The 20,805-nt window shown below is 66.2% G+C and carries 15 protein-coding genes; 7 read left to right on the forward strand and 8 right to left on the reverse strand.

All coding sequences use genetic code 11. The features are described from left to right. Positions 1-191: 191 nt before the first annotated feature. From LH19_RS09920 to LH19_RS09940, 5 genes are all read right to left on the reverse strand, one after another. Positions 192-2,036: a tetratricopeptide repeat protein gene (locus tag LH19_RS09920; protein WP_054727492.1), complete on the reverse strand. Its 1,845-nt coding sequence runs from the start codon at positions 2,034-2,036 to the stop codon at positions 192-194. Between the two features lies 1 nt (position 2,037). Further along, positions 2,038-3,414, reverse strand: coding sequence for a PEP-CTERM-box response regulator transcription factor (gene prsR / locus LH19_RS09925; protein WP_054727494.1), 1,377 nt, complete (start codon positions 3,412-3,414; stop codon positions 2,038-2,040). Next, a complete protein-coding gene (prsK, locus tag LH19_RS09930) occupies positions 3,411-5,546 on the reverse strand; it encodes an XrtA/PEP-CTERM system histidine kinase PrsK (RefSeq protein WP_234716129.1) in 2,136 nt (711 codons plus the stop codon). The genes prsR and prsK overlap by 4 nt, the downstream gene beginning before the upstream one ends. Before the next feature lie 2 nt (positions 5,547-5,548). Beyond that, positions 5,549-6,937: a TIGR03013 family XrtA/PEP-CTERM system glycosyltransferase gene (locus LH19_RS09935; RefSeq protein WP_054727496.1), complete on the reverse strand. Its 1,389-nt coding sequence runs from the start codon at positions 6,935-6,937 to the stop codon at positions 5,549-5,551. Between the two features lie 285 nt (positions 6,938-7,222). Next, the gene (locus LH19_RS09940; RefSeq protein ID WP_054727498.1) at positions 7,223-7,816 is read right to left on the reverse strand and encodes a sugar transferase; all 594 of its coding nucleotides are present in this window, start codon (positions 7,814-7,816) and stop codon (positions 7,223-7,225) included. Positions 7,817-7,964: 148 nt separating this feature from the next. On the opposite strand from LH19_RS09940, the gene LH19_RS09945 reads away from it, so the two are divergent. The 6 genes from LH19_RS09945 (at position 7,965) to LH19_RS09970 (ending at position 15,613) form a co-directional block, all read left to right on the forward strand. Beyond that, complete coding sequence (locus tag LH19_RS09945; protein ID WP_054727500.1) at positions 7,965-8,249, forward strand: peptidoglycan-binding domain-containing protein; 285 nt, start codon at positions 7,965-7,967, stop codon at positions 8,247-8,249. 70 nt (positions 8,250-8,319) lie between these two features. Then, positions 8,320-9,222 (forward strand): carbon-nitrogen hydrolase family protein, encoded by a 903-nt coding sequence (locus tag LH19_RS09950; RefSeq protein ID WP_054727501.1) that lies wholly within the window; start codon positions 8,320-8,322, stop codon positions 9,220-9,222. Positions 9,223-9,453: 231 nt separating this feature from the next. Then, positions 9,454-10,425 (forward strand): NAD(P)H-dependent flavin oxidoreductase, encoded by a 972-nt coding sequence (locus LH19_RS09955; protein WP_054727503.1) that lies wholly within the window; start codon positions 9,454-9,456, stop codon positions 10,423-10,425. Between the two features lie 45 nt (positions 10,426-10,470). Beyond that, entirely contained in the window at positions 10,471-11,505 is a 1,035-nt protein-coding gene (locus LH19_RS09960; protein ID WP_234716130.1) for a mannose-1-phosphate guanylyltransferase, read from the forward strand. Positions 11,506-11,610: 105 nt separating this feature from the next. Further along, positions 11,611-13,437: a DUF885 domain-containing protein gene (locus LH19_RS09965; protein WP_054727505.1), complete on the forward strand. Its 1,827-nt coding sequence runs from the start codon at positions 11,611-11,613 to the stop codon at positions 13,435-13,437. Between the two features lie 115 nt (positions 13,438-13,552). After that, entirely contained in the window at positions 13,553-15,613 is a 2,061-nt protein-coding gene (locus tag LH19_RS09970; protein WP_054727507.1) for a transglycosylase domain-containing protein, read from the forward strand. A gap of 70 nt (positions 15,614-15,683) precedes the next feature. Here LH19_RS09970 and LH19_RS09975 read toward each other — a convergent pair whose 3' ends face one another. From LH19_RS09975 to LH19_RS09985, 3 genes are all read right to left on the reverse strand, one after another. After that, a complete protein-coding gene (locus LH19_RS09975; RefSeq protein ID WP_054727509.1) occupies positions 15,684-16,100 on the reverse strand; it encodes a hypothetical protein in 417 nt (138 codons plus the stop codon). Positions 16,101-16,192: 92 nt separating this feature from the next. Continuing rightward, entirely contained in the window at positions 16,193-17,503 is a 1,311-nt protein-coding gene (locus LH19_RS09980) for a sensor domain-containing diguanylate cyclase (RefSeq protein WP_054727511.1), read from the reverse strand. A gap of 113 nt (positions 17,504-17,616) precedes the next feature. Continuing rightward, positions 17,617-19,005 (reverse strand): helix-turn-helix domain-containing protein, encoded by a 1,389-nt coding sequence (locus LH19_RS09985; protein WP_054727514.1) that lies wholly within the window; start codon positions 19,003-19,005, stop codon positions 17,617-17,619. A gap of 139 nt (positions 19,006-19,144) precedes the next feature. On the opposite strand from LH19_RS09985, the gene LH19_RS09990 reads away from it, so the two are divergent. Next, a complete protein-coding gene (locus tag LH19_RS09990; RefSeq protein WP_054727515.1) occupies positions 19,145-20,737 on the forward strand; it encodes an isocitrate lyase in 1,593 nt (530 codons plus the stop codon). The last annotated feature ends 68 nt before the right edge of the window (positions 20,738-20,805 follow it).

Genomic DNA, 20,805 nt, shown 5'->3' on the forward strand with positions numbered 1-20,805 from the left:
GAGCGGCTTTGGGGTGGTGAGCGGACTTAATTCCTGTCACTCCCGTCATCCCGGGCTTGACCCGGGACCCGCCTTTCTTGGCACGCTCGAAAGGCAAGGCAGGCCCCGGGTCAAGCCCGGGGTGACGAAGAGGATGATGTCCGGCTTCCAACCATTAGCCGTCATCCGAACCCTGAAACCCGACTTCGCCCTTATCGTCCGATCTGCCGCGCCTTGTCGCGCAAATCGGCGGCGCCCTGCGCGTCGCCGGCTTCGGCCAGCCGGTCGGCGTAGAGCCGCATGATCTCCGCATTCAGCGGCTGCAGGCGATAGGCAAGCGCGATCAGCCTTGTCGCCTGCGCGCGATCACCCTTGGCACCCCAGGCCTTCGACAATTCGCGCAGCACGACGACGTCGCGGTTGCCGATGCGGCGGCGGACGCGTTCGAAATGCGCGATCGCCTGATCCCAATGTTCGAGGTCCATCGCCAGATGACCCGCCAGCCGGTCGGCGGCGATGCTTGAGGGCTGGCTGTCGCGCAGCGCGAGGATCGCGGCGCCCGACCCGGCGGCATCGCCGGCCCGGAACAGCGCATGCGCCAGCCGCAGCGTCGTGCGCTCGCCCGCATCAAGGTCGCGCGCCGCGCGATAGGATTGGACCGCAAGCGCGAACTGCCCGCCCGCCATCGCGGCATCGCCGAGCAGGATATGCGCGTCGGCAACGCCGCGGTTGGCATCGCGCAGCCGCGTCGCCCGCTCGATCGCGCGCCCCGCCTGCCCCGCCATGATGTCGGCGCCGATCGCCGGGATCGCCCGCGCCGGATTGAGCGGCTCGGCATCGGCGGCCATCGACAGGAACCCATAGTCGTTATCGGCCGCGAACGGCGCCGCATCGCCGCGCGACAGCGACGCCGCGCGCGCGAGATAGTCGGCCGACTCGCCGCGCCGGCCGAGTTCGGCCGCCACGCGCCCGGCCAGCAGCAACGACCAGCTGTCGGCATCGTCGCGGTCGACGATCGGGATCAGCGCTTCGGCCGCGCCGTCGGCATCGCCGCCCGCCCAGTCCGACAACGCGAGGATCCGCCGCGCGGTCATATTGTCGGGCTGTTCGGAAAGCAGCCGGTCGGCCCAGGTCGCCGCGACGGCTTCGCCGCCCAGTTCCAGTTCGACGATCGCGCTCAGCAGCATGAAACCGGGGACTTCGTCCATCTGCCCGCGCGTGCGCTGCAGCAGGCTGCGCGCCAGCCGGTAATTGCCGCCGCGCGCTGCAAGGACGGCCTGCAGATAATAGATGCGCGGATTTCCGGGCGTGAGCGTCGCGGCATGGCGGAGCGCGCCGAGCATGTCGCGGTAGCGGCCGAGGTCGCCGAGCGTCGCTGCCTGGTCGATCAGCGCGCCGGCGTTGTCGGGATCGGCGGCGAGCGCCGCGTCATACCACTCGAGCGAGGCGGTCAGTCCTTCTTCGGTGCGGATGAGGTTCGCCTTGTACGCGAGCGCGGCGCCGTTCGCCTTGTCGAGCTCGATCGCATAGTCGATCGCGTCGCGCGCGCCCAATGTGTCGGCGTTGGCGTCGCGAAAGCGCGCGACGTCGACCCACAGCGCCGACGAGCGCGGCAATTCGCGCACCGCGCGGTCATAGGCGTCGCGCGCCGCACCGAGATCGCCGTCGTCGAGATGGACATTGCCCGCGACCCACGCCGCCTCGCCCATCGCTTCCGGCGCGATCGGTCCGGCGTCGAGCGTCTGGAGCGCCCGCATTCCGTCGCCCTGCATGGCAAAGGCGCGCGCCAGCAGCGGGCGGAGCATCGCCTCGTTGCCGCCGGCGTCGATCGCCGCTTTCACTGCCGCTCCGGCCGCCACGCCATCACCCAGCCGGAACGCGATGCGCGCCAGTTCGACCCGTTCGGCGATCGCTTCCGGATTGTCGGCAACCGCGTCCTGCAATTCGGCGCGCCGCTGTTCGAGCGCCTGCCGCGTGTCGACCGGGCGCGGTCCGCCGCACCCGGCCAGCATCGCCGCGACCAGCAGCGTGCCTGTCCAGAAACGGCCTTGCCTCATTTCAGGCGTGCATCCGATATTGCTTGAGCAGGTCGTAAAGCGTCGGCCGGCTGATCCCGAGCAACTTGGCCGCGGCGGAAATATTGCCCTCGCTCTGCGTCACGGCGCGGCGGATTGCGACGCGGTCGGCCGCCTCGCGCGCGCTGCGCAGGTTCAGCCACGCCTCGTCGTCGCCGTCCGCCCCGCCCGACAGGTCGAGGTCGTCCCGCGTCACCAGCTTGCCGTCGGCCATGATCACCGCGCGTTTGATCCGGTTTTCCAGCTCGCGGACATTCCCCGGCCAGCGCGCCTCGTCGATCGCCTGCAGCGCATCGGGCGCGAAGCCGCGCACCGCCGGGTTCATCTCCGGCGCATAATGATGGAGGAAATGCCGCGCGAGCAGCACCGCATCGCCGGGACGCTCGGCGAGCGCGGGGATTTTCACGACCATTTCGGCGAGCCGGTAATAAAGATCGTCGCGAAAGCTTTGCGCGGCGATCATCGCATCGAGGTCGCGGTGCGTCGCGCAGATGATGCGGGTATCGACGGCAATCGCCTTGCGCCCGCCGATGCGCTCGATCGTCCGTTCCTGCAGAAAGCGCAGCAGCTTGACCTGCAGCGGCAGCGGAATGTCGCCGACCTCGTCGAGGAACAGCGTGCCGCCATGCGCCAGTTCGATCTTGCCCTCGGTCGTCTTGACCGCGCCGGTGAAGGCGCCCTTCTCGTGCCCGAACAGCTCGCTTTCGAGCAGGTTTTCGGGGATGGCGGCGCAGTTGATCGCGACGAAGGTACCGTCGCGGCGGCCGCTCGCCTCGTGCAGTCCGCGCGCCAGCAATTCCTTGCCGGTCCCGCTGGCGCCGAGCAGCATGACCGACACATCGAGGTTGGCGACGCGCTCGATCGTGCGCGCGACCTTCAGCATCTCGGGGGCGCCGGTGATCATCCCGCCGAGGATGCGATTATCGCTCGCGCCCTGCTCGGCGAGCCGGGCGTTTTCGACCTCGAGCTCGCGGACGTGGAAGGCGCGGCGGACGATCAATCCCAGTTCGTCGATATCGATCGGCTTCTGGTAAAAATCCCACGCGCCGCTCGCGATGGCGTTCAGCGCGCTGGCGCGTTCGCCATGCCCCGACACGACGATCACCTTCGTGTCGGGTTTTGCCTCCAGGATCGCCTTCAAAACCCGAAACCCCTCGCGCGTCCCGTCGGGATCGGGCGGCAGGCCGAGGTCGAGCGTCACGACCGCGGGCTCCTCGGCGCGCAGCAGTTCGATCGCGCTGTCATGATCGCCGGCGATCAGCACCCGATAGCCGTCATAAGCCCATTTGAGCTGCGCCTGCAGCCCCGGATCGTCCTCGACGATCAGCAGCGCGGGAAGGTCGGAGCCGGTCTCGCTCATTTCGTCGTCACTTTCACTATAGAATCTGGCACTATCGGTTCGGGCGACCCCACGTCACCCCCTGCGCCACCCTCCGGCAGCCACAGCGAGAATTTGCTGCCGCGCCCCGGCTCGCTCGCCACGTCGATCGTCCCGCCCATCGCCTGCGCCAGTTGCAACGCCTCGAAGGCGCCGAGGCCGAAACCCGCTTCCTTGGTCGAGACGAAAGGCTTGAACAATTGCTCGCGGACAAAGGCGCGGCTCATCCCGCTGCCCTCGTCGATCACGTCGATGCGCACCCGCCCCTGCTCGTTCGCCGCGACGAGCTGCACCACGCTGCCGGGCGGCGACGCATCGATCGCGTTGGCGGCGAGATGCTGGACGATCTGGCGGAGCGAGGCCGCATCGCCCCATGTCGCGAGCCCGGCCTGACAGCCGACGAACAGCACCCGGCGCGGCCGCAATTCGGCCGCCACCGCCTGCAGCACCGGTTCGACGAGCACCCGCTCCGCCTCCGCCGCGCGGCCGCGCGCGCGCGGCGACAGGCGGACGAGCAGGTCCGACAGGCGGCCCGCCGAAATCTTCAGCGTTTCGACCATGTCGGCGCGAAATTCGGGCTTGTCGGCGTGGCGCTCGGCATTGCGCGCGAGCAGACCGAGCTGGCTCGCGAGATTCTTGATATCGTGCATGATGAAGGCAAAGCGCCGGTTGAATTCGTCGAAGCGCCGCGCTTCGGACAGCGCCTGCTGGCTCTGCGCCTCGGCCAGATAGCTGGCCGCCTGCTGCCCCGCGATACGCAGCACGTCGAGGTCCTCCCAGTCGAGCGCGCGCGAGATTGCGGGGCGGTGGAGGACGACGACCGCGATCATCCGTTGGAAATGCAGCACCGGCACGATCACCCACGCCCGCGGATCGGCGACCAGCCAGTCGGGGATCGCCAGATCGGCCGCAACGCCCGTCGCACCGCGGCGCAGCGCGTCGAGTTCGACGATATGCCGCGTTTCCTGCAGCATGAAAGCCGACCGCAGCGACAGCGTCGTCTCGTCCGCCTCTCCCGTCGGCCAGTGCCAATGGTCGGTGACGCGAAACCCGCCGAGCGCGTCGGGGCGCATCAGCAGCGCCGCCGGGCTGCCGGTCAGTTCGGCAAGCGCCTTGGCGACGCGGCGGTGGAGATTGTCGTCGTCGGGGCCCGCCTGCTCGCCCCCGTCGCCGAGCGTCGCGGTGAACCGCATCCATTCGGTGCGATAATCATAGCGATGCTCGAAAAAATGCTTCGAGATGGTTACCGACAGCCAGGCGCGGGCGCGGCCCGACAGAAACAGCAGCCCGCCCGCCCCGAGCGCGACGATCAGCGAGATACCCTGCGCCAGATCGCCATAGTCGCCCCCGACCAGCCGCGCGACCGCGCCGGTCAGCCCGATCACGATCAGATAGGCGGCGGCGCCGAGGAGGACGATCGTCCGCATCGCCGCGGTGCGCGACAATTGCATCCGCTCGCGCCCGATATCCATCGCCGCGACGACATAGGCCGGCAAGGTCAGCAGCGCCATCGCCGGGAGCAGCGCGATCAGCGCCGACGCCGGCTTGCCGGTCAGCGCGCCGAGCAACTGGAAATTGAGTTCATAGCCCCACAACATCGCAAAACCGCCGGCGACTGCCATGACCGGCATGCGCAGCGTCGTGCTCGCATGGCGAACGCCGCCATCGATGATCAGGAGGCCGCCCGATGCGACGATCATCGCCGCAATCCCGAGCGCCGGGTCGAGCCACTGTCCCGCCGCAGCGCTGTCGCGCAGATGCGCCGCGGCGCCCATGATCAGGCTGATCAGGCTGATCGTGACGAGCAACCGGACGATCAGGCGCAGCGGCCGCGACATCGGTGCCGCGGGCGACCAGAAGGTTGCGGCGAGCCAGCCGAGCATCACCGCGTTGCGCAGCGACTGCGCGACGAGCGCCTCGGACGACCCGGAATCGAAGACGTAAAGCGCGGCGCACCACAGTCCGGTCGCAGCGGCGGCGGCAATCAGCCAGCGCGGTGCGGGCACCAGCACCGCCATCCGCGCCCGCGGCCGCGCCAGCAGCCACAGGGTGACCCCGACGAAGCCGAGCAGCGCCAGTCCCGACAGGATGTGCGAGGCGCCCCCCAGCACCATCGTTAGCGCGCCCCCTCCGGCCACAGCACGACACGAACCGTCTGCAGCAGGATCAACAGGTCGAGGAAGGGCGAGTAGTTCTTGGCGTAATAGAGATCATATTCGAGCTTCACCCGCGCGTCCTCGACCGACGCGCCATAGGGGTAATTGATCTGCGCCCAGCCGGTCAGGCCGGGCTTCACCATGTGACGCTCGGCATAATAGGGAAGTTGCTGTTCGAGTTCCTCGACGAAACTCGGGCGTTCGGGGCGCGGGCCGACAAAGCTCATGTCGCCCTTCAGCACGCACCAGAGCTGCGGCAGCTCGTCGATCCGCAGCTTGCGGATGATGTTGCCGACGCGGGTGATGCGCGGGTCGTTCTCGCTCGCCCACACCGCCTTGCCGGCGGCTTCGGCGTCGGTCCGCATCGACCGGATTTTCAGGATGTCATAGGGCTCGCCGAACATGCCGACGCGCGACTGGCGATAGAAAACCGGCCCCTTGCTGTCGAGTTTCACCGCGATCGCGGCGATCAGCATCAGCGGCAGGCCGATCACCAGCACGAGCAGGCTGGCGAAGATGTCGAACACGCGCTTGCCCGCCTTCGAAATCCGCTGCCCCGCCGAAAAGCCGTCCGAAAAGATCAGCCCGCTGGGATTGGTCGTCGCAAGGTCGACGCGCCCCGTTTCGCGCTCGATGAAACTGGCGATATCGTTGACATGGACGCCCGTCGTCTTGACGCGCAGCAGGTCGGCCAGCGGCAAGGCGTTGCGCCGTTCCTCGAGCGCCAGCACGACCTCGCCGGCGCCGAGCGCGACGACATGATCGGACAGGTTCGCGATCTTCTCGCGCGGCACCGCGCGGGTCATCGTCTTTTCGACATCGGCCATCGCGACGAAACCGGCGATCGTCAGCCCGCTTCCCGGCTGGTCGGCCAGCGCCTGCAACCGCGCCGCGCGCGGCCCGGCGCCGAGCACGAGGACGCGGCGGCGAAACGCCTCGGGCGCCGCCGTCTGGGTCAGCGCGAGCCGGATCAGGAGCAGGGCGGCGATCGCGATCACCATCGCGTAGAGGCTGTTGGCGCGCCACAGCGTCGCCGTCGGCAACAGGAACCCGACCACCGCGAGGAAAATGACGCCCAGCGATACGGCGACAAGCAGCCGCGCGGTCGCGAAACGCATCGAACGCAGCGCCTCGGTCCCGTACATGCCGGTCGCCATCATCGCGAGCGAGTTGGCGATCGCAAAGGTCGCAACGGGAAGCAGGCGATCGCCGAACGTCCCCGCGTCGAAATCGGCCTGGTGCGCGTAAATGTGCCACGCCCCCTCGGCCGACAGGAGCAGCGCGAGGAAATCGACCAGCGCCAGCCAGACGACCGCATGGGGGACATAATGTTTGAACAAACGGAACATGCAGCACTGCGCCCTTTCGGGCTGCGACCCTAAGCGACAGGCGTGAAGTGTCGGTTAAGATAGAATGCACCAATTCCGCCAGATTTCAACATCTCAGCGGGAAAATCGCACCCTTTCTCGTCAATAACTTGGCGAGGCCGGGTAAAACAATTCGGGCGACGAATCCGCGCCAGCGGACCGCCGCCCTGACCAACGCGAAAGGTGGTTCGCATATGGCTTCCCTGTCCAATACAGATGCCGATTACGATCAGGCTCCGGTTGACCCGGCGCCGTAATCCAGTGTTGCTACTCCGCGCCAGTGAACTTCGGCATGGTGGCATGCCCCTCGTGCGCGATCCCTGCCGGTCGCAGCACTTGCAGGAACGTGCGTGCGAGAATGGCCATGTCCATGGCGAAATCACGTTCCTCAACGTAGCGAACGTCGAGTTCAAGCCGGTGATCCCAACTGGTCGCGTTGCGGCCTTTGATCTGAGCGAGACCCGTCAATCCCGGAAGAACGTCATGCCGCCGCGCCTGTCGTGTCGAGTAGAGAGGAAGATACTCGACGAGCAGCGGACGCGGTCCGACAAAGCTCATGTCGCCGCGAGCAATGTTCCACAATTCGGGAAGCTCGTCGAGACTGCTGGAGCGCAGAAAGGCGCCAAAGCGCGTAATCCTGCGGGCGTCCGGCAGAAGCTCTCCATCCTCACCTCGCTCGTCGGTCATGGTCCTGAACTTATAGAGGGTGAACAGCTTTCCACCCAATCCCGGCCTCGGCTGGCGAAGGAATATCGACCGCCCGTGCGCAATCAAAACTGCCAGCGCGACGAACGCAATCAGCGGGGACAAAAGGACCAGCAGCAGGACCGACAAGCTGCGGTCGAACAGGATTTTTGCCATGCCAGCGCTTTACCACAAAAGCCGGAATCGGGGAAGATATGAACGTCCACAACGACCCGAAAACCTTTGCAGGATCGGGAGAGCCGTGATGCCTGATGGGCATCGAGACGAATGTGAGCTGGTTGGTTGAGGAACGGAAGCGTGAAAAATGACCACCATCACCGATGACGCCTTCGTGCGGCTGTTTCAGGAACGGGCGGGGCTACCCATTGATGGGTGGCGGGGGCGCGACACGTTGACGGCGCTGGATCAGTACATGCCGCGCCCCTCCCCCGATCGGAACGCGGCGGTGAGTGAAATCCCCGAAAGCTATTGGCCCGTGCTGTCGAAAATCGAGAGCGCGGATCGCCTGTACGCGCTACCGCCGATCAATCCCAAAGCCCCGGCTTTCGCCGGGGGACACTGTAAGTGGAACGGCAGCTCACACCCCTAATCAGACATTCGCCTCACCCTCCCCGGCATCCCGATAGACAGCCACCCGATGGTCAGCCTAAAAGCCCGCCATGACCGCATCCGCTACGCTCGCCGCCACCCCCGACAAGATTCGCGTCGCCGCCGTTCAATACCGGCTGCACGGCATATCATCGCCCGACGAACTCGAACGGCAGGTCGAATATTTCACCGCCTCGGCATCGGATTACGGGTGCGATTTCATCACCTTCCCCGAGCTGTTTCCGATGCAGTTGCTCTCGCCCGCGCGCCTGTCTGCTGCGGCCGCGATGGACGCGATCGATGCGCTGACCCCGCGCTTCAACGCCTTCATGGCGGGGCTGGCGCAGCAATATCGCATCAACATCGTCGGCGGCTCGCATCCGGTGCGGATCGCCGGCGGTGCGATGCGCAACCGCGGCCATATCTTCCTGCGCGACGGCACCACGCACCACCGCGACAAGATCCATCCCACCCCCTCCGAGCGCGAGGCATGGGGGATCGAGGGCGGCACGGCGCGCGATGCCGACGTCATCGAGAGTGATTGCGGCCCGGTCGGTCTGATGATCTGTTACGACAGCGAATTTCCCGAACTCGCGCGCCGCCTCGTCGATCAGGGCGCGACGGTCCTGTTCGTCCCCTATTGCACCGACGACCGCCGCGGCCATTTGCGCGTCCGCTATTGCTGCGCGGCGCGCGCGGTCGAAAATCAATGCTATGTCGTGACCGCAGGGGTTACCGGCAACCTGCCGAACGTCTTCAACATGGACATCCACCACGCCGAAAGCGCGATCCTGACCCCCTCGGATTTCCCCTTCGCCCGCGACGGCATCGCGGCCGAGGTCACCCCGAACAGCGAAGGCATGGCGATCGCCGACCTCTCGCTCGCCGATCTGCGCAAGGCCCGCGAAGGCGGCGCGGTCCGCAATCTCGCCGACCGGCGGCTCGATCTCTACAAGGTCGAATGGCTCGATTGAGCGCCGTCCCTACACTCCCGTCATCCCGGGCTTGACCCGGGACCCGCCTTTCTTGGCACGCTCGAAAGACAAGGCAGGCCCCGGGTCAAGCCCGGGGTGACGAAGGAGGACATGGCCGCTTCCGGCCGAAACCCGCCATCTCTTCCGCCCGCACAATTCGCTCCGGCTCCCTCTTGCGCAGCTTTCCGTTTACGTTAAGGTCAGTTGCAATTGGCAACCGGAGAGTGATTCATGGCCCTTCCCCCGATTTTCGACCGTCTGCGCCTGCCCGTCATCGGTTCGCCGTTGTTCATCGTTTCGGGGCCCGATCTGGTGATTGCGCAGTGCAAGGCGGGGATCGTCGGCAGCTTTCCGGCGCTTAACGCGCGCCCGCAGACGTTGCTCGACGAGTGGCTGCACCGGATCACCGAGGAACTGGCGGCGTGGGATCGCGACAATCCCGACCGTCTGTCGGCGCCCTTCGCGGTCAACCAGATCGTCCACAAGTCGAACGACCGCCTCGAACAGGACATCGCGACCTGCGAAAAGTGGAAGGTGCCGATTACCATCACCTCGCTCGGCGCGCGCGAGGAGCTCAATCAGGCCGTCCACAATTGGGGCGGCATCACGCTGCATGACGTCATCGACGACCGCTTCGCGCGCAAGGCGGTCGAAAAGGGCGCCGACGGGCTGATTCCGGTCGCGGCGGGCGCCGGCGGGCATGCCGGCCGCCAGTCGCCCTTCGCCCTCGTTCAGGAAATCCGCGAATGGTTCGACGGCCCCGTCGCGCTATCGGGGGCGATCGGCCACGGTCGCTCGATCCTCGCCGCGCAGGCGTGCGGCGCCGACCTCGCCTATATCGGCAGCGCCTTCATCGCGACGGCCGAGGCGAATGCCGAGGACGGCTACAAGAACGGTATCGTCGAGGGGCGCGCCGCCGACATCGTCTATTCGAACCTCTTCACCGGGGTGCACGGCAATTATCTCCGCCAGTCGATCGTCGCCGCAGGGATGGACCCCGAAAATCTGCCCGAAGGCGATTTGAAGACGATGAACTTCGGTTCGGGCGGCAACACCAAGGTCAAGGCGTGGAAGGATATCTGGGGTTCAGGCCAGGGTATCGGCCCGGTCAGCGCCGTTCGCCCGGTCGCTGAATTCGTCGCCGAACTCGAGGCACAATATGTCGCCGCGCGCCGCGAGCTGGAGGCGAAGGTTCGCCTCTGACCGATAGGGGGTGACCAGCGCCGCGCGCCGCGATAGGCTCGCGGCATGACCCTGATGATCCAACCCGTCATCCTCTGCGGCGGCGCCGGAACGCGGCTGTGGCCCGAATCGCGCGGCACCCGGGCGAAGCAATTCCTGCTGCTGCATGGCCAGCGCAGCCTGTTCCGCCAGACCGTCGAGCGCACCCCCGCCGGCCCCGATTTCCTGCCGCCCATCGTCCTGTGCGGCGACGGGCATGTCGCGATGGTCCGCGAACAGATGGACGACCGCGAGGAAATGCTGCTCGTCGAACCGATGCCGCGCAACACCGCCGCCGCCATCGCGCTCGCCGTCGCGCAGGCCGATGCCGATACGCTGCTGCTCGTGATGCCAAGCGACCATGTGATTACCGACGTCGCGGCGTTTCACGCCGCCATCGGCAAGGGTGTGCGGCTCGCACAACGGGACTGGCTCGTCACCTTCGGGATCACGCCCGACCGCCCCGAAACCGGCTTCGGCTATATCGCCGCCGGTGCGCCGCTTGGCGAAGATGGCTTTGCGGTCGACCGGTTCGTCGAAAAGCCGCCGCTCGCCGATGCCGAGGCGATGCTGGCGGCGGGCGGATATAGCTGGAACGCCGGCATTTTCCTGTTCCGCGCCGGCCGGATGCGCGATGCGATGCTGACGCATTGCCGCGCGATCTTCGAAGCGGCGGACAAGGCGCTCGCGGCAGGAATGCGCGACGGCGACGCCGTCTATGCCGACGCTATCGAATTCGCCAAAGCGCCGTCCGACTCGATCGACTATGCCGTGATGGAAAAGGATGATCGCGTCGCCGTCGTCCCCGCGGCGATGGGCTGGTCCGATCTCGGCAACTGGCACACGATCCACGCGCTTGCCGAAAAGGACGGCGCCGACAATGCCGTCACCGGCGACGCCTTTCTGCACGAAAGCCGCGGCAATCTCGTCCGCGCCGGCGACAAGCGGGTGTCGATCCTCGGTATGAACGATATCGCGGTGATCGTCGACGGCGACGATATCCTGATCATCCCGCTCGAACGGTCGCAAGAGGTGCGCGCGGCGGCGAAGGCGCGCGAATAGAGCGCCGCGACATCAAGCGCTTGCGCCAGCGGCGTCTTGCTATAACAGTACACCCATGAGGCGCGGGCCGGGGGCTCCGCCAAGCTCGTTTCCGGGAGATCCAACATGCTCGAACGTCGTACCCTGCTGGCCGCCGCGGCGGCCTCCTCGCTGCTCGCGGCCATGCGCTCGCCCGCGCAGGCGGCGCTCGCCGCGCCCGACGGCGAGGGCGCGAAGCTCACCGCGCTCTACGAGCGCATCTATAATATGCTCGTCGATCAGGACCCCGAGTTCGCGACCGCGCTCGGGCTCGACAAGGGCGAGCGTGCTGCGGCGAAATCGAAGCTCGCCGACCGTTCGCCCGCCGGGATCAAGCGCGGGCAGGATCTCTATCGTCTCGGCCTCAAGGAACTGCAGGCAATCGACGCGTCGAAGCTGTCGGGGATGGACCTCGTCAACTACGACACCTTCCGCGGTCCGTGGGAAGATTATGTCAAGGCTTACGACAGCTTCTCCTACGGTCTTCACAGCTGGCCCGAACCGCATCCTGTGACCCAGCTCAGCGGCACCTATCGCTCGATCCCCGACTTCCTCGTCAACCAGCACAGCATCGCGAACGCCGCCGATGCCGAAGCCTATCTGGCGCGCTGCATCGATTTCGCAGCGCAGCTCGACAATGAGACGGGGCGAATCAAGGACGACCATGCCGCGGGCATCATTCCGCCCGATTTCGTGATCGACCGCACGCTGAACCTGTTCGAGAGCATCATGGCGCCTGCCCCCGACGCCAATGTGCTGACGAAGAATATCCAGGCCAAGACCGCCGACATCCCCGGCGACTGGGCCAGCCGCTGCGCCGCGATCATCAAGGACAAAATCTATCCGGCTATGCAGCGGCAGGCCGGCGAACTGCGGGCCGTCCGCCCGCGCGCGACGCACGACGCCGGCGTCTGGCGCCTGCCCAAGGGCGACGAATATTATGCCTATGCGCTGCGCTATGCGACGACGACCGGCATGTCGGCCGAGGAGGTCCACAAGCTGGGGCTCGACCGCATGGCCGAGCTGTCGGCGCGCGCCGATGCGATCTTCAAGGAACAGGGGATGAGCAAGGGCAGCGTCGCCGAACGGATGCGCGCGCTCGGCAAGGACCCGCGCTTCATCTATCCGAACACCGACGCCGGCAAGGCCGAGCTGATCGCCAAGCTCAACGAGCAGATCCAGGAAATGCAGCGCCGCCTGCCCGAGGCCTTCGGCCGCCTGCCGAAAGCCAAATGCGACATCCGCCGCGTGCCGCCGGAGATCGAGGCGGGCGCGCCGGGCGGCTATTACCAGATCCCCGCGCTCGACGGCTCGCGCCCCGGCGCCTATTATATCAATCTGCGCGATACCGCCGAAAACCCGTCTTGGACGCTGCCGACGCTGACCTATCACGAAGCGACGCCCGGCCATCACCACCAGATCGCGCTCGCACAGGAAGCCGAAGGCATCCCGAGCCTCCGCCGCCTGCCCGCCTATTCGGTCTATACCGAAGGCTGGGGGCTTTATGCCGAACAGCTCGCCGACGAAATGGGCGTCTATGCCAGCGACCCGTGGGGCCGCCTCGGCTATCTGCAAAGCTATATGTTCCGCGCCGCGCGCCTCGTCGTCGATACCGGGCTCCACCATTATCGCTGGAGCCGCGAGAAGGCGATCCAATATTATAACGAGGCGCTCGGCACCCCCGAGGGATCGAACGTCACCGAGATCGAGCGCTATTGCGTCTGGCCGGGCCAGGCGACGAGCTACATGGTCGGCCAGACGAGCTGGGTCCGCATCCGCGAAGCGGCGAAGGCGGCGCTCGGCGACAAATTCGACCTGCGCGGCTTCCACGATACCGCGCTGTCGGCAGGCGCGATGCCGATCGAGGTGCTCGAATCGGTGATCGAACGCTGGACGGCGGGGCTCAAGGCCTGAAATAATCGTCATCCCGGCGAAGGCTGGGATGACCGATGATGAAGCAACGTCGCTTACCGCCGGTAGCTCAAGATATTTGCTTATGCTGTGTTGGCCCTGTAATACGGGGCGGTAGATGCTGTTTTTTCGCCGCCCCGCCGCCGCCCAGCCCGAGCCCGTTCCGGCGGGTCTCCCGCCCTTTCCGGATGCCGCGCAGCCTGCGCCCGCCGCGCCGCTGTCACCGCGCCGCAAGTGGCTGCGCCGGATTTCGCGCGGCTTCGCGGTCTTTTCGATCCTCTTCATCCTGCTTATCGGCTGGCTCGCGATCACCGCGCCGCTGTCGAAATCGCTCGAACCGATCGCGCCGCCGCAGATCACCCTGCTCGCCTCCGACGGCACGCCGATCGCGCGCATGGGCGCGGTCGTCGACACGCCGGTCAAGGCGGCCGCACTGCCGAAACATGTCACCGGCGCTTTCCTCGCGATCGAGGACCGGCGCTTCTACACCCATTGGGGGGTCGATCCGCGCAGCATCGCGCGCGCGGTGTGGAGCAATGTCACCGGCGGCCGCACGCAGGGGGGCAGCACGATCACCCAGCAGCTCGCCAAATTCACCTTCCTGACGCCGAAACGGACATTGGGGCGCAAGGCGCGCGAAGCACTGATCGCTTTCTGGCTCGAAGCCTGGCTGAGCAAGGACGAGATTCTCGAACGCTATCTTTCCAACGCCTATTTCGGCGACAACACCTATGGCCTGCGCGCCGCGTCGATGCATTATTTCCACCGCCAGCCCGAAAAGCTCACCCCGGCGCAGGCGGCGATGCTCGCGGGGCTGGTGCAGGCCCCGTCGCGCCTCGCGCCGACGCGTAACCCCGATCTTGCGAGAAAGCGCATGGAGCTCGTCGTCGACGCGATGGTCGACACCGGCTATCTGACCGCCGGCGAGGCAAAGGCGATCCGTCCCCCGCGCCTCGACGTCCGCACGAAGGGGGCGCTGCCGACGGGGACCTATTTCGCCGACTGGGCGCTGCCCGAGGCACGCAAGCTCAGCGACGTCGGCTATGCACGCCAGACGATCCGCACCACGCTCGATTCGCGATTGCAGGCCGCCGCCCGCCGCGCGATCAACGGCGCCAGTCTCGGCAAGGCGCAGGTCGCGCTCGTCGCGATGCGCCCGAATGGCGAGGTCGTCGCAATGGTCGGCGGGCGCGATTACGCCGATTCCCCGTTCAACAGGGTGACGCAGGCGCGGCGCCAGCCGGGATCGACCTTCAAGCTGTTCGTCTATCTCGCCGCGCTCCGCGCCGGCTGGGAACCCGGCGATACGATCGCCAACGGTCCGATCGAAACCGGCTCCTACCGCCCGAAAAATGCCGGCGACGCTTATTCGAAGACGATCACGCTCGAGGATGCCTTTGCCTCGTCGAGCAACGTCGCCGCCGTCCGTCTGCTCCGCGAGGTCGGCGACGACAAGGTGATCGACATGGCGCGCGACCTTGGTGTCACCGCGCCGCTCGCCAGCGGCGATCCCAGCCTTGCGCTCGGCACGTCTAGCATGACCTTGCTCGAACTCACCGCGGCCTATGCCGGGGTGGCAGCGAACGCCTATCCGGTCGCCCCGCATGCGTTCAAGGCCGAGGAGCCGGGCTGGTTCGAGCGCTTTTTCTCCGGCCCCGACAGTTTCCGCTCGGGCGTGCATGACGATATAGAACAGATGCTCCGCGCCGCGGTCAATCGCGGCACCGGCCGCGCGGCGCGGCTGCCGCAGGCCAATTTCGGCAAGACGGGGACCAGTCAGGACAATCGCGACGCGCTGTTCGTCGGCTATGCCAACGGCCTCGTCGTCGGCGTGTGGGTCGGCAACGACGATAATTCGCCGCTGAAAGGCGTATCTGGCGGCGGCGTGCCCGCGCGCATCTGGCGCAGCTTCATGACCGACGCCAGCGGCGCGAAGAAACGTCCGGCCCCTGCGACGAAGAACCCCGCCGGCCCGGTCGAACCGCTCGACATTCCCGACATCGGCGCCATTCCGGTCGGCGAGACGACGCGCGTCGGCGTACAGGACGGCAATGCGGTGGTCTCGACCGAAATCGGCGGCACGCGGATCGACCTGAAACTGCCGCTCGGCGGAAACCGCCCGGCCGAAACCCCGCCGCCCGCGTCGGCACCGCCGCCTCAGCCGGCGCAACGCGAATAGGTGGTGCTCGCAGTCCGGGGGGACGATGCTGTCCGCTTTGGGATGGGAAGCGGACGCCCGCAACGAGACTTCAGAGCTTCACAGGCTTTATACCAAAGTCCGTATAAATCTTGTCGAAAGTCCAGATGTCAGAGATTGGAGTCAAATCCTCAATTTTTTCCACAAAAAGCCGGCGCTTCCCAGCTTGCATAGTGAATTTGCATGCCGCCTTGATGCGCAATGGAACGTAAAAAAACTTAAAATTACTGGATGAGGCTGCCTTCGCAATGCTCTGATGGCCATCGTATCCAGCTGATATTGGAAAGATTTTTTCGTCGGATTTGAGTATCGCGTTTCCATCTATTGGAGAAGCAAGAATATCCGCCGCGATCCTGCCGTTGCGGCAGGCATACTCATCTTCTCCAAGACCTACGGCGATCGCAAGCATGAGGCTAACAACCACAGCTAGAGTGATAAAGATCGCATATAGTGGATTTGGGCGCTTCATGCGGCTCTCCGCTTTCGCGTATCTTAAGCAATTGCTGCAATGTCCGCAATCGGTCGAAACCGACCACGCCCCACAACATTCGCTTCCCGCCGCTACGCGGTCGCCGCCCTTCGCTCGTCGAGCCGCACCACATGAACGCGATTCCGGCCTTCGGCCTTGGCTTGGTAAAGCGCCCGGTCGCACTGTTTGAGTAGCTCGACGGGGCCGACATCGGCGAGTTCGGGCGCAACGACGCTCCCGCAACTGATCGTCAGCATCGGGTCCGCCGGCGACCCCCGGTGGGCGATCTGCCGTTTCGCGAGTTCGGCGATGATATGGTCGAGGATCGGTTCGGGCTCGCCGACGCCGGGCAGCATCAACAGATACTCGTCACCGCCGTAGCGCGCCGCGAGATCATAGGGGCGCCGCGCCACCGACTGCAAGATATCGGCCACCGCCTTCAGCGCCTCGTCGCCGCGCACATGCCCCTCGGCATCGTTGTACAGTTTGAAATGATCGACATCGATCATCGCGAGCGTCAGCGGTTCGCCGGTTCGCGTCGCATGAAAACAGGCCTTCGCCAGCTCTTCGTCGAGCCGCCGCCGGTTGGCGAGGCCGGTCAGCGGATCTTCGCGCGTCTGCCGTTCGAGCCGCGCCGTCGCATGCTGCACATCGGTGACGTCGACGACGAAGCCGACCGCCCGCACCGGTACGCCATCGCCGTCCGAAACGACCGACGCGGTCGAACGGATCCAGCGTATCTCCCCGTCGGGCCGGACGATGCGGAAGACGATGCCATAATTGTCGGCGCTGTCGGCGATCCTGCTCGCCGCCTGATGGACTTCGGTCGCGCGATCGGCGTCGTCGGGGTGGATGAAGCCGCGGAATTCGGCAATCGACCGGACCGGGCGCGCGGGGTCGCGGCCCATGATGCGATACCATTGCGGGTCGCACTGCATCGCGTCGCGGGCGATATCATAATCCCAGATGCCCAGCCCGCCGACCGCCGCCGCGATCGCCAGCCGCTCGTGCGCCGCACGCAGGTCGGCGGTGCGATCGTCGGCACTCTCGGCCTCGGCCACGTCCAGCGCGACACCGAGGAACAGCTTGCGGTCGTCGACGACCTGGCAGGTCAGCCGGACCTCGACCGGAAAGCGCGAGCCGTCCTTATGGACCGCAACGTCGCGGTAGCTCATCGACAGGCCGGCGCGCGCCGCCTGCCATGTCGCCAGATTGGCTTCCTTCGCCTCGCCGCCCGAAATGTCGAGGATCGACATGCTCAGCAGCTCGTCGCGGGTGTAACCGAGGTCGGCGCAGCAACGCTCGCTGAGATCGAGCAGGCGCCCGGTTTCGTCATGGACGAAAAAGCCGTCGGGAACGCCCTCCAACAGGGTTCGGAAGCCTTCGGCGCTGATCTTGTTCAATGTCCGACCTCATCCACGAATCGGCATATCGTGGCAGTTTTCAAGCCGTTCCACCAGTCTCGGCGACAAGCTTCGTTCAAATCCCCGGTGTTGCAGCCCGTTGCTGGTCGGCGCTAGTCGCCCGCGAAATCGAACGCGCTGACCCCGCGCTCGCCTTCGCGGAAGCGCAGCGGCCGGCCGAGCGGCGGCATCGAACGCTGGACGCACCCGTTGCGCGTGCAACGGCGGCAACCAAGACCGATCGGCGTGGCAGGCGACCGCATCAGGTCGATCCCGCGAGCGGCGATCAGCGCCGCGGCGATCTTCGCGTCGACGCCGACACACACCGCAAAGCGGGCGGGCGTGCCGCTGCCGGTCGCGCCGGGCGCGGCGACCGAGCGCGACTGGGTGAACCAGCGCGATCCGTCCTCCAGCTCGACAAGGTCGGCGACGACCTCCCCCGGTCGCGCGAACGCATCGTGCACGCCCCACAGCGGACAACGCGCATCGCCATCAACGAGCGGCGACTGGCTGGCCCCGGCATAACGCTTGCTCCCCTGCCCGGCGCGATCGATGCGCAACATGAAGAAGGGCAGCCCGCGCGCGCCGACGCGCTGGAGCGTCGTCAGCCGGTGGGCCACCTGCTCGAAACCCGCGCCGAAACGCCGCTGGAGGAGCAGCAGGTCGTAACCCGTCGCGTCGCACGCGCGGAGGAACCGGCTGTAGGGCATCATCAGCGCCGCGGCGAAATACTGGATCAGGTGGCGCTCGAACAACCGCGCCGCCGCGTTTTCGGCAAATTCGGCGCCGGCGACGAGCGCATCGATCTCGTCCTTCGCCTCGATCTGGGCGAGCGTCGCCGCCGCCTGGAAGGTGCGCGAAGCGGGACGCAGCAGTTCGTTCAGCATCAACTGCCGCGCATGCCAGTCGAGCCAGCGGAGGCGGTCGGGCATCACGTCGCTCGGCAGAATACGGATTCCGAGCTGGTGGCGCGTGCGCAGGCGCTCGGAAATCGTACCGTACAGGTCGCCGCCCGCGAGGCGCAGTTCGTCGGCCAGTTCCTCGGCGCGCGCGTCGAGATCGGGGAAATGGTTGCGCCATTTCTCGATCGCGCGGCGCACCGCGGCAACTTCGGGCGCGTCGCCTTGCGCTTCGGCGCGGCCCTCGGGTGCGGCATCAAACAGGCGTGCAAAGGCCGCGGCGGTCGCGGGCGCGCTTTGCAGCCATTCCTCGACCTCCTGCGCCCCGATGCCGAGATCGGCGAAGCGCGGATCGGCGAGCCGCCGCCGTAGCCCGGCGATCCCCCCGGGCAGGTCCTCGGCACCGAGCTTTGCGGCATCGAAACCGAAGCGTTCGGCGAGCTTGACGATCACCGTGGCGGAAAGCGGCCGCTGGCCATGCTCGATCAGGTTGAGGTAGCTCGGCGAAATGGCCAGCGCCTCGGCCATCGCCGCCTGCGTCATCCCCGCCTCACGGCGCACCTTGCGCACCGCCGGCCCCGCAAACACTCGCCGCTCCGCCATATTTGTAACTTTCTTTACTAATTTACACGCATTTTTACACCTAAACGCCATATTTCACAAATATTATTGACAAAGCTTTTCACTTTGTGCGGCACTTTCGCCACCTTCCACCCATCACCTCCGCACAAGGATCAAGACGATGGGTTATCAGGAAGACATGGCGCAGGCTGGCCGCCTCATCCGCGATTACGACGGCACGTGGGACGGCATCAGCGGCGAAAGCGTCGCCCGCATGCGGGCCCAGAACAAGTTCCGCACCGGGATCGACATCGCCCGATATACCGCACGGATCATGCGCGCCGACATGGCCGCCTATGACGCCGACCCTGCGAACTATACCCAGTCGCTAGGCTGCTGGCACGGCTTCATCGCGCAGCAGAAGATGATCTCGATCAAGAAGCATTTCGGCACCGTCAAGGGCCGCTACATCTATCTGTCGGGCTGGATGATCGCCGCGCTGCGCAGCGAATTCGGTCCGCTGCCCGACCAGTCGATGCACGAAAAGACCAGCGTTCCGGCGCTGATCGAGGAAATCTACACCTTCCTGCGTCAGGCCGACGCCCGCGAACTCGGCATGCTGTTCCGCGACCTCGACGCCGCGCGCGCCGAGGGTGACGAGCTCAAGGCCAAGCAGGTTCAGGCCGCGATCGACAATCACGAAACCCACGTCGTGCCGATCATCGCCGATATCGACGCGGGCTTCGGCAACGCCGAGGCGACCTATCTGCTTGCCAAGAAGATGATCGAGGCCGGCGCCTGTGCGCTCCAGATCGAAAATCAGGTCTCGGACGAAAAGCAGTGCGGCCACCAGGACGGCAAGGTCACCGTGCCGCACGAGGACTTCATCGCGAAGATCCGCGCCTGCCGCTACGCCTTCATGGAACTCGGCGTCGAGGACGGCATCATCGTCACGCGCACCGACAGCCTCGGCGCGGGCCTGACCAAGCAGATCGCCTTCTCGAAGGAGCCCGGCGACCTCGGCGACCAGTATAACAGCTTCCTCGATTGCGAAGATGTCGAAGGCGCGGGCAATCCCGGCGACGTCCTGATCAACCGCGACGGCAAGCTGGTGCGCCCGAAGCGTCTTCCGTCGAACCTCTATCAGTTCCGTTCGGGAACCGGCGAGGACCGCTGCGTGATGGACTGCATCGCGTCCCTGCAGAACGGCGCCGACCTGCTGTGGATCGAAACCGAAAAGCCGCACATCGAACAGATCGCCGGCATGGTCGACCGTATCCGCGAAGTCGTCCCCAATGCGAAGCTCGCCTACAACAACTCGCCGAGCTTCAACTGGACCCTCAACTTCCGCCAGCAGGTGTTCGACGCGTGGAGCGCCGAGGGCAAGGACGTCGGCGCCTATGACCGCGCCAAGCTGATGAGCGCCGACTATGACGCGACCGCGCTGGGCGAAGAGGCCGACAACCGCATCCGCACGTTCCAGCGCGATGCGGCGAAGCGGGCGGGCATCTTCCACCACCTGATCACGCTGCCGACCTATCACACCGCGGCGCTCAGCACCGACAATCTCGCCAAGGAATATTTCGGCGACGAAGCGATGCTCGGCTACGTCAAGGGCGTCCAGCGCGCCGAAATTCGTCAGGGCATCGCCTGCGTGAAGCACCAGAATATGTCGGGCAGCGACATCGGCGACGACCACAAGGAATATTTCGCCGGCGAAGCAGCCCTCAAGGCTGCGGGCAAGGACAATACGATGAACCAGTTCGCCGCCTGATCCCGAATTGGCGCGGGGCGTTATGGCCCCGCGCCTCCCGAGCTTTCCTGGGGAGGAAAGCCTGTCCG

This window comes from Sphingopyxis macrogoltabida, assembly GCF_001314325.1.
Classification (GTDB): domain Bacteria; phylum Pseudomonadota; class Alphaproteobacteria; order Sphingomonadales; family Sphingomonadaceae; genus Sphingopyxis; species Sphingopyxis macrogoltabida.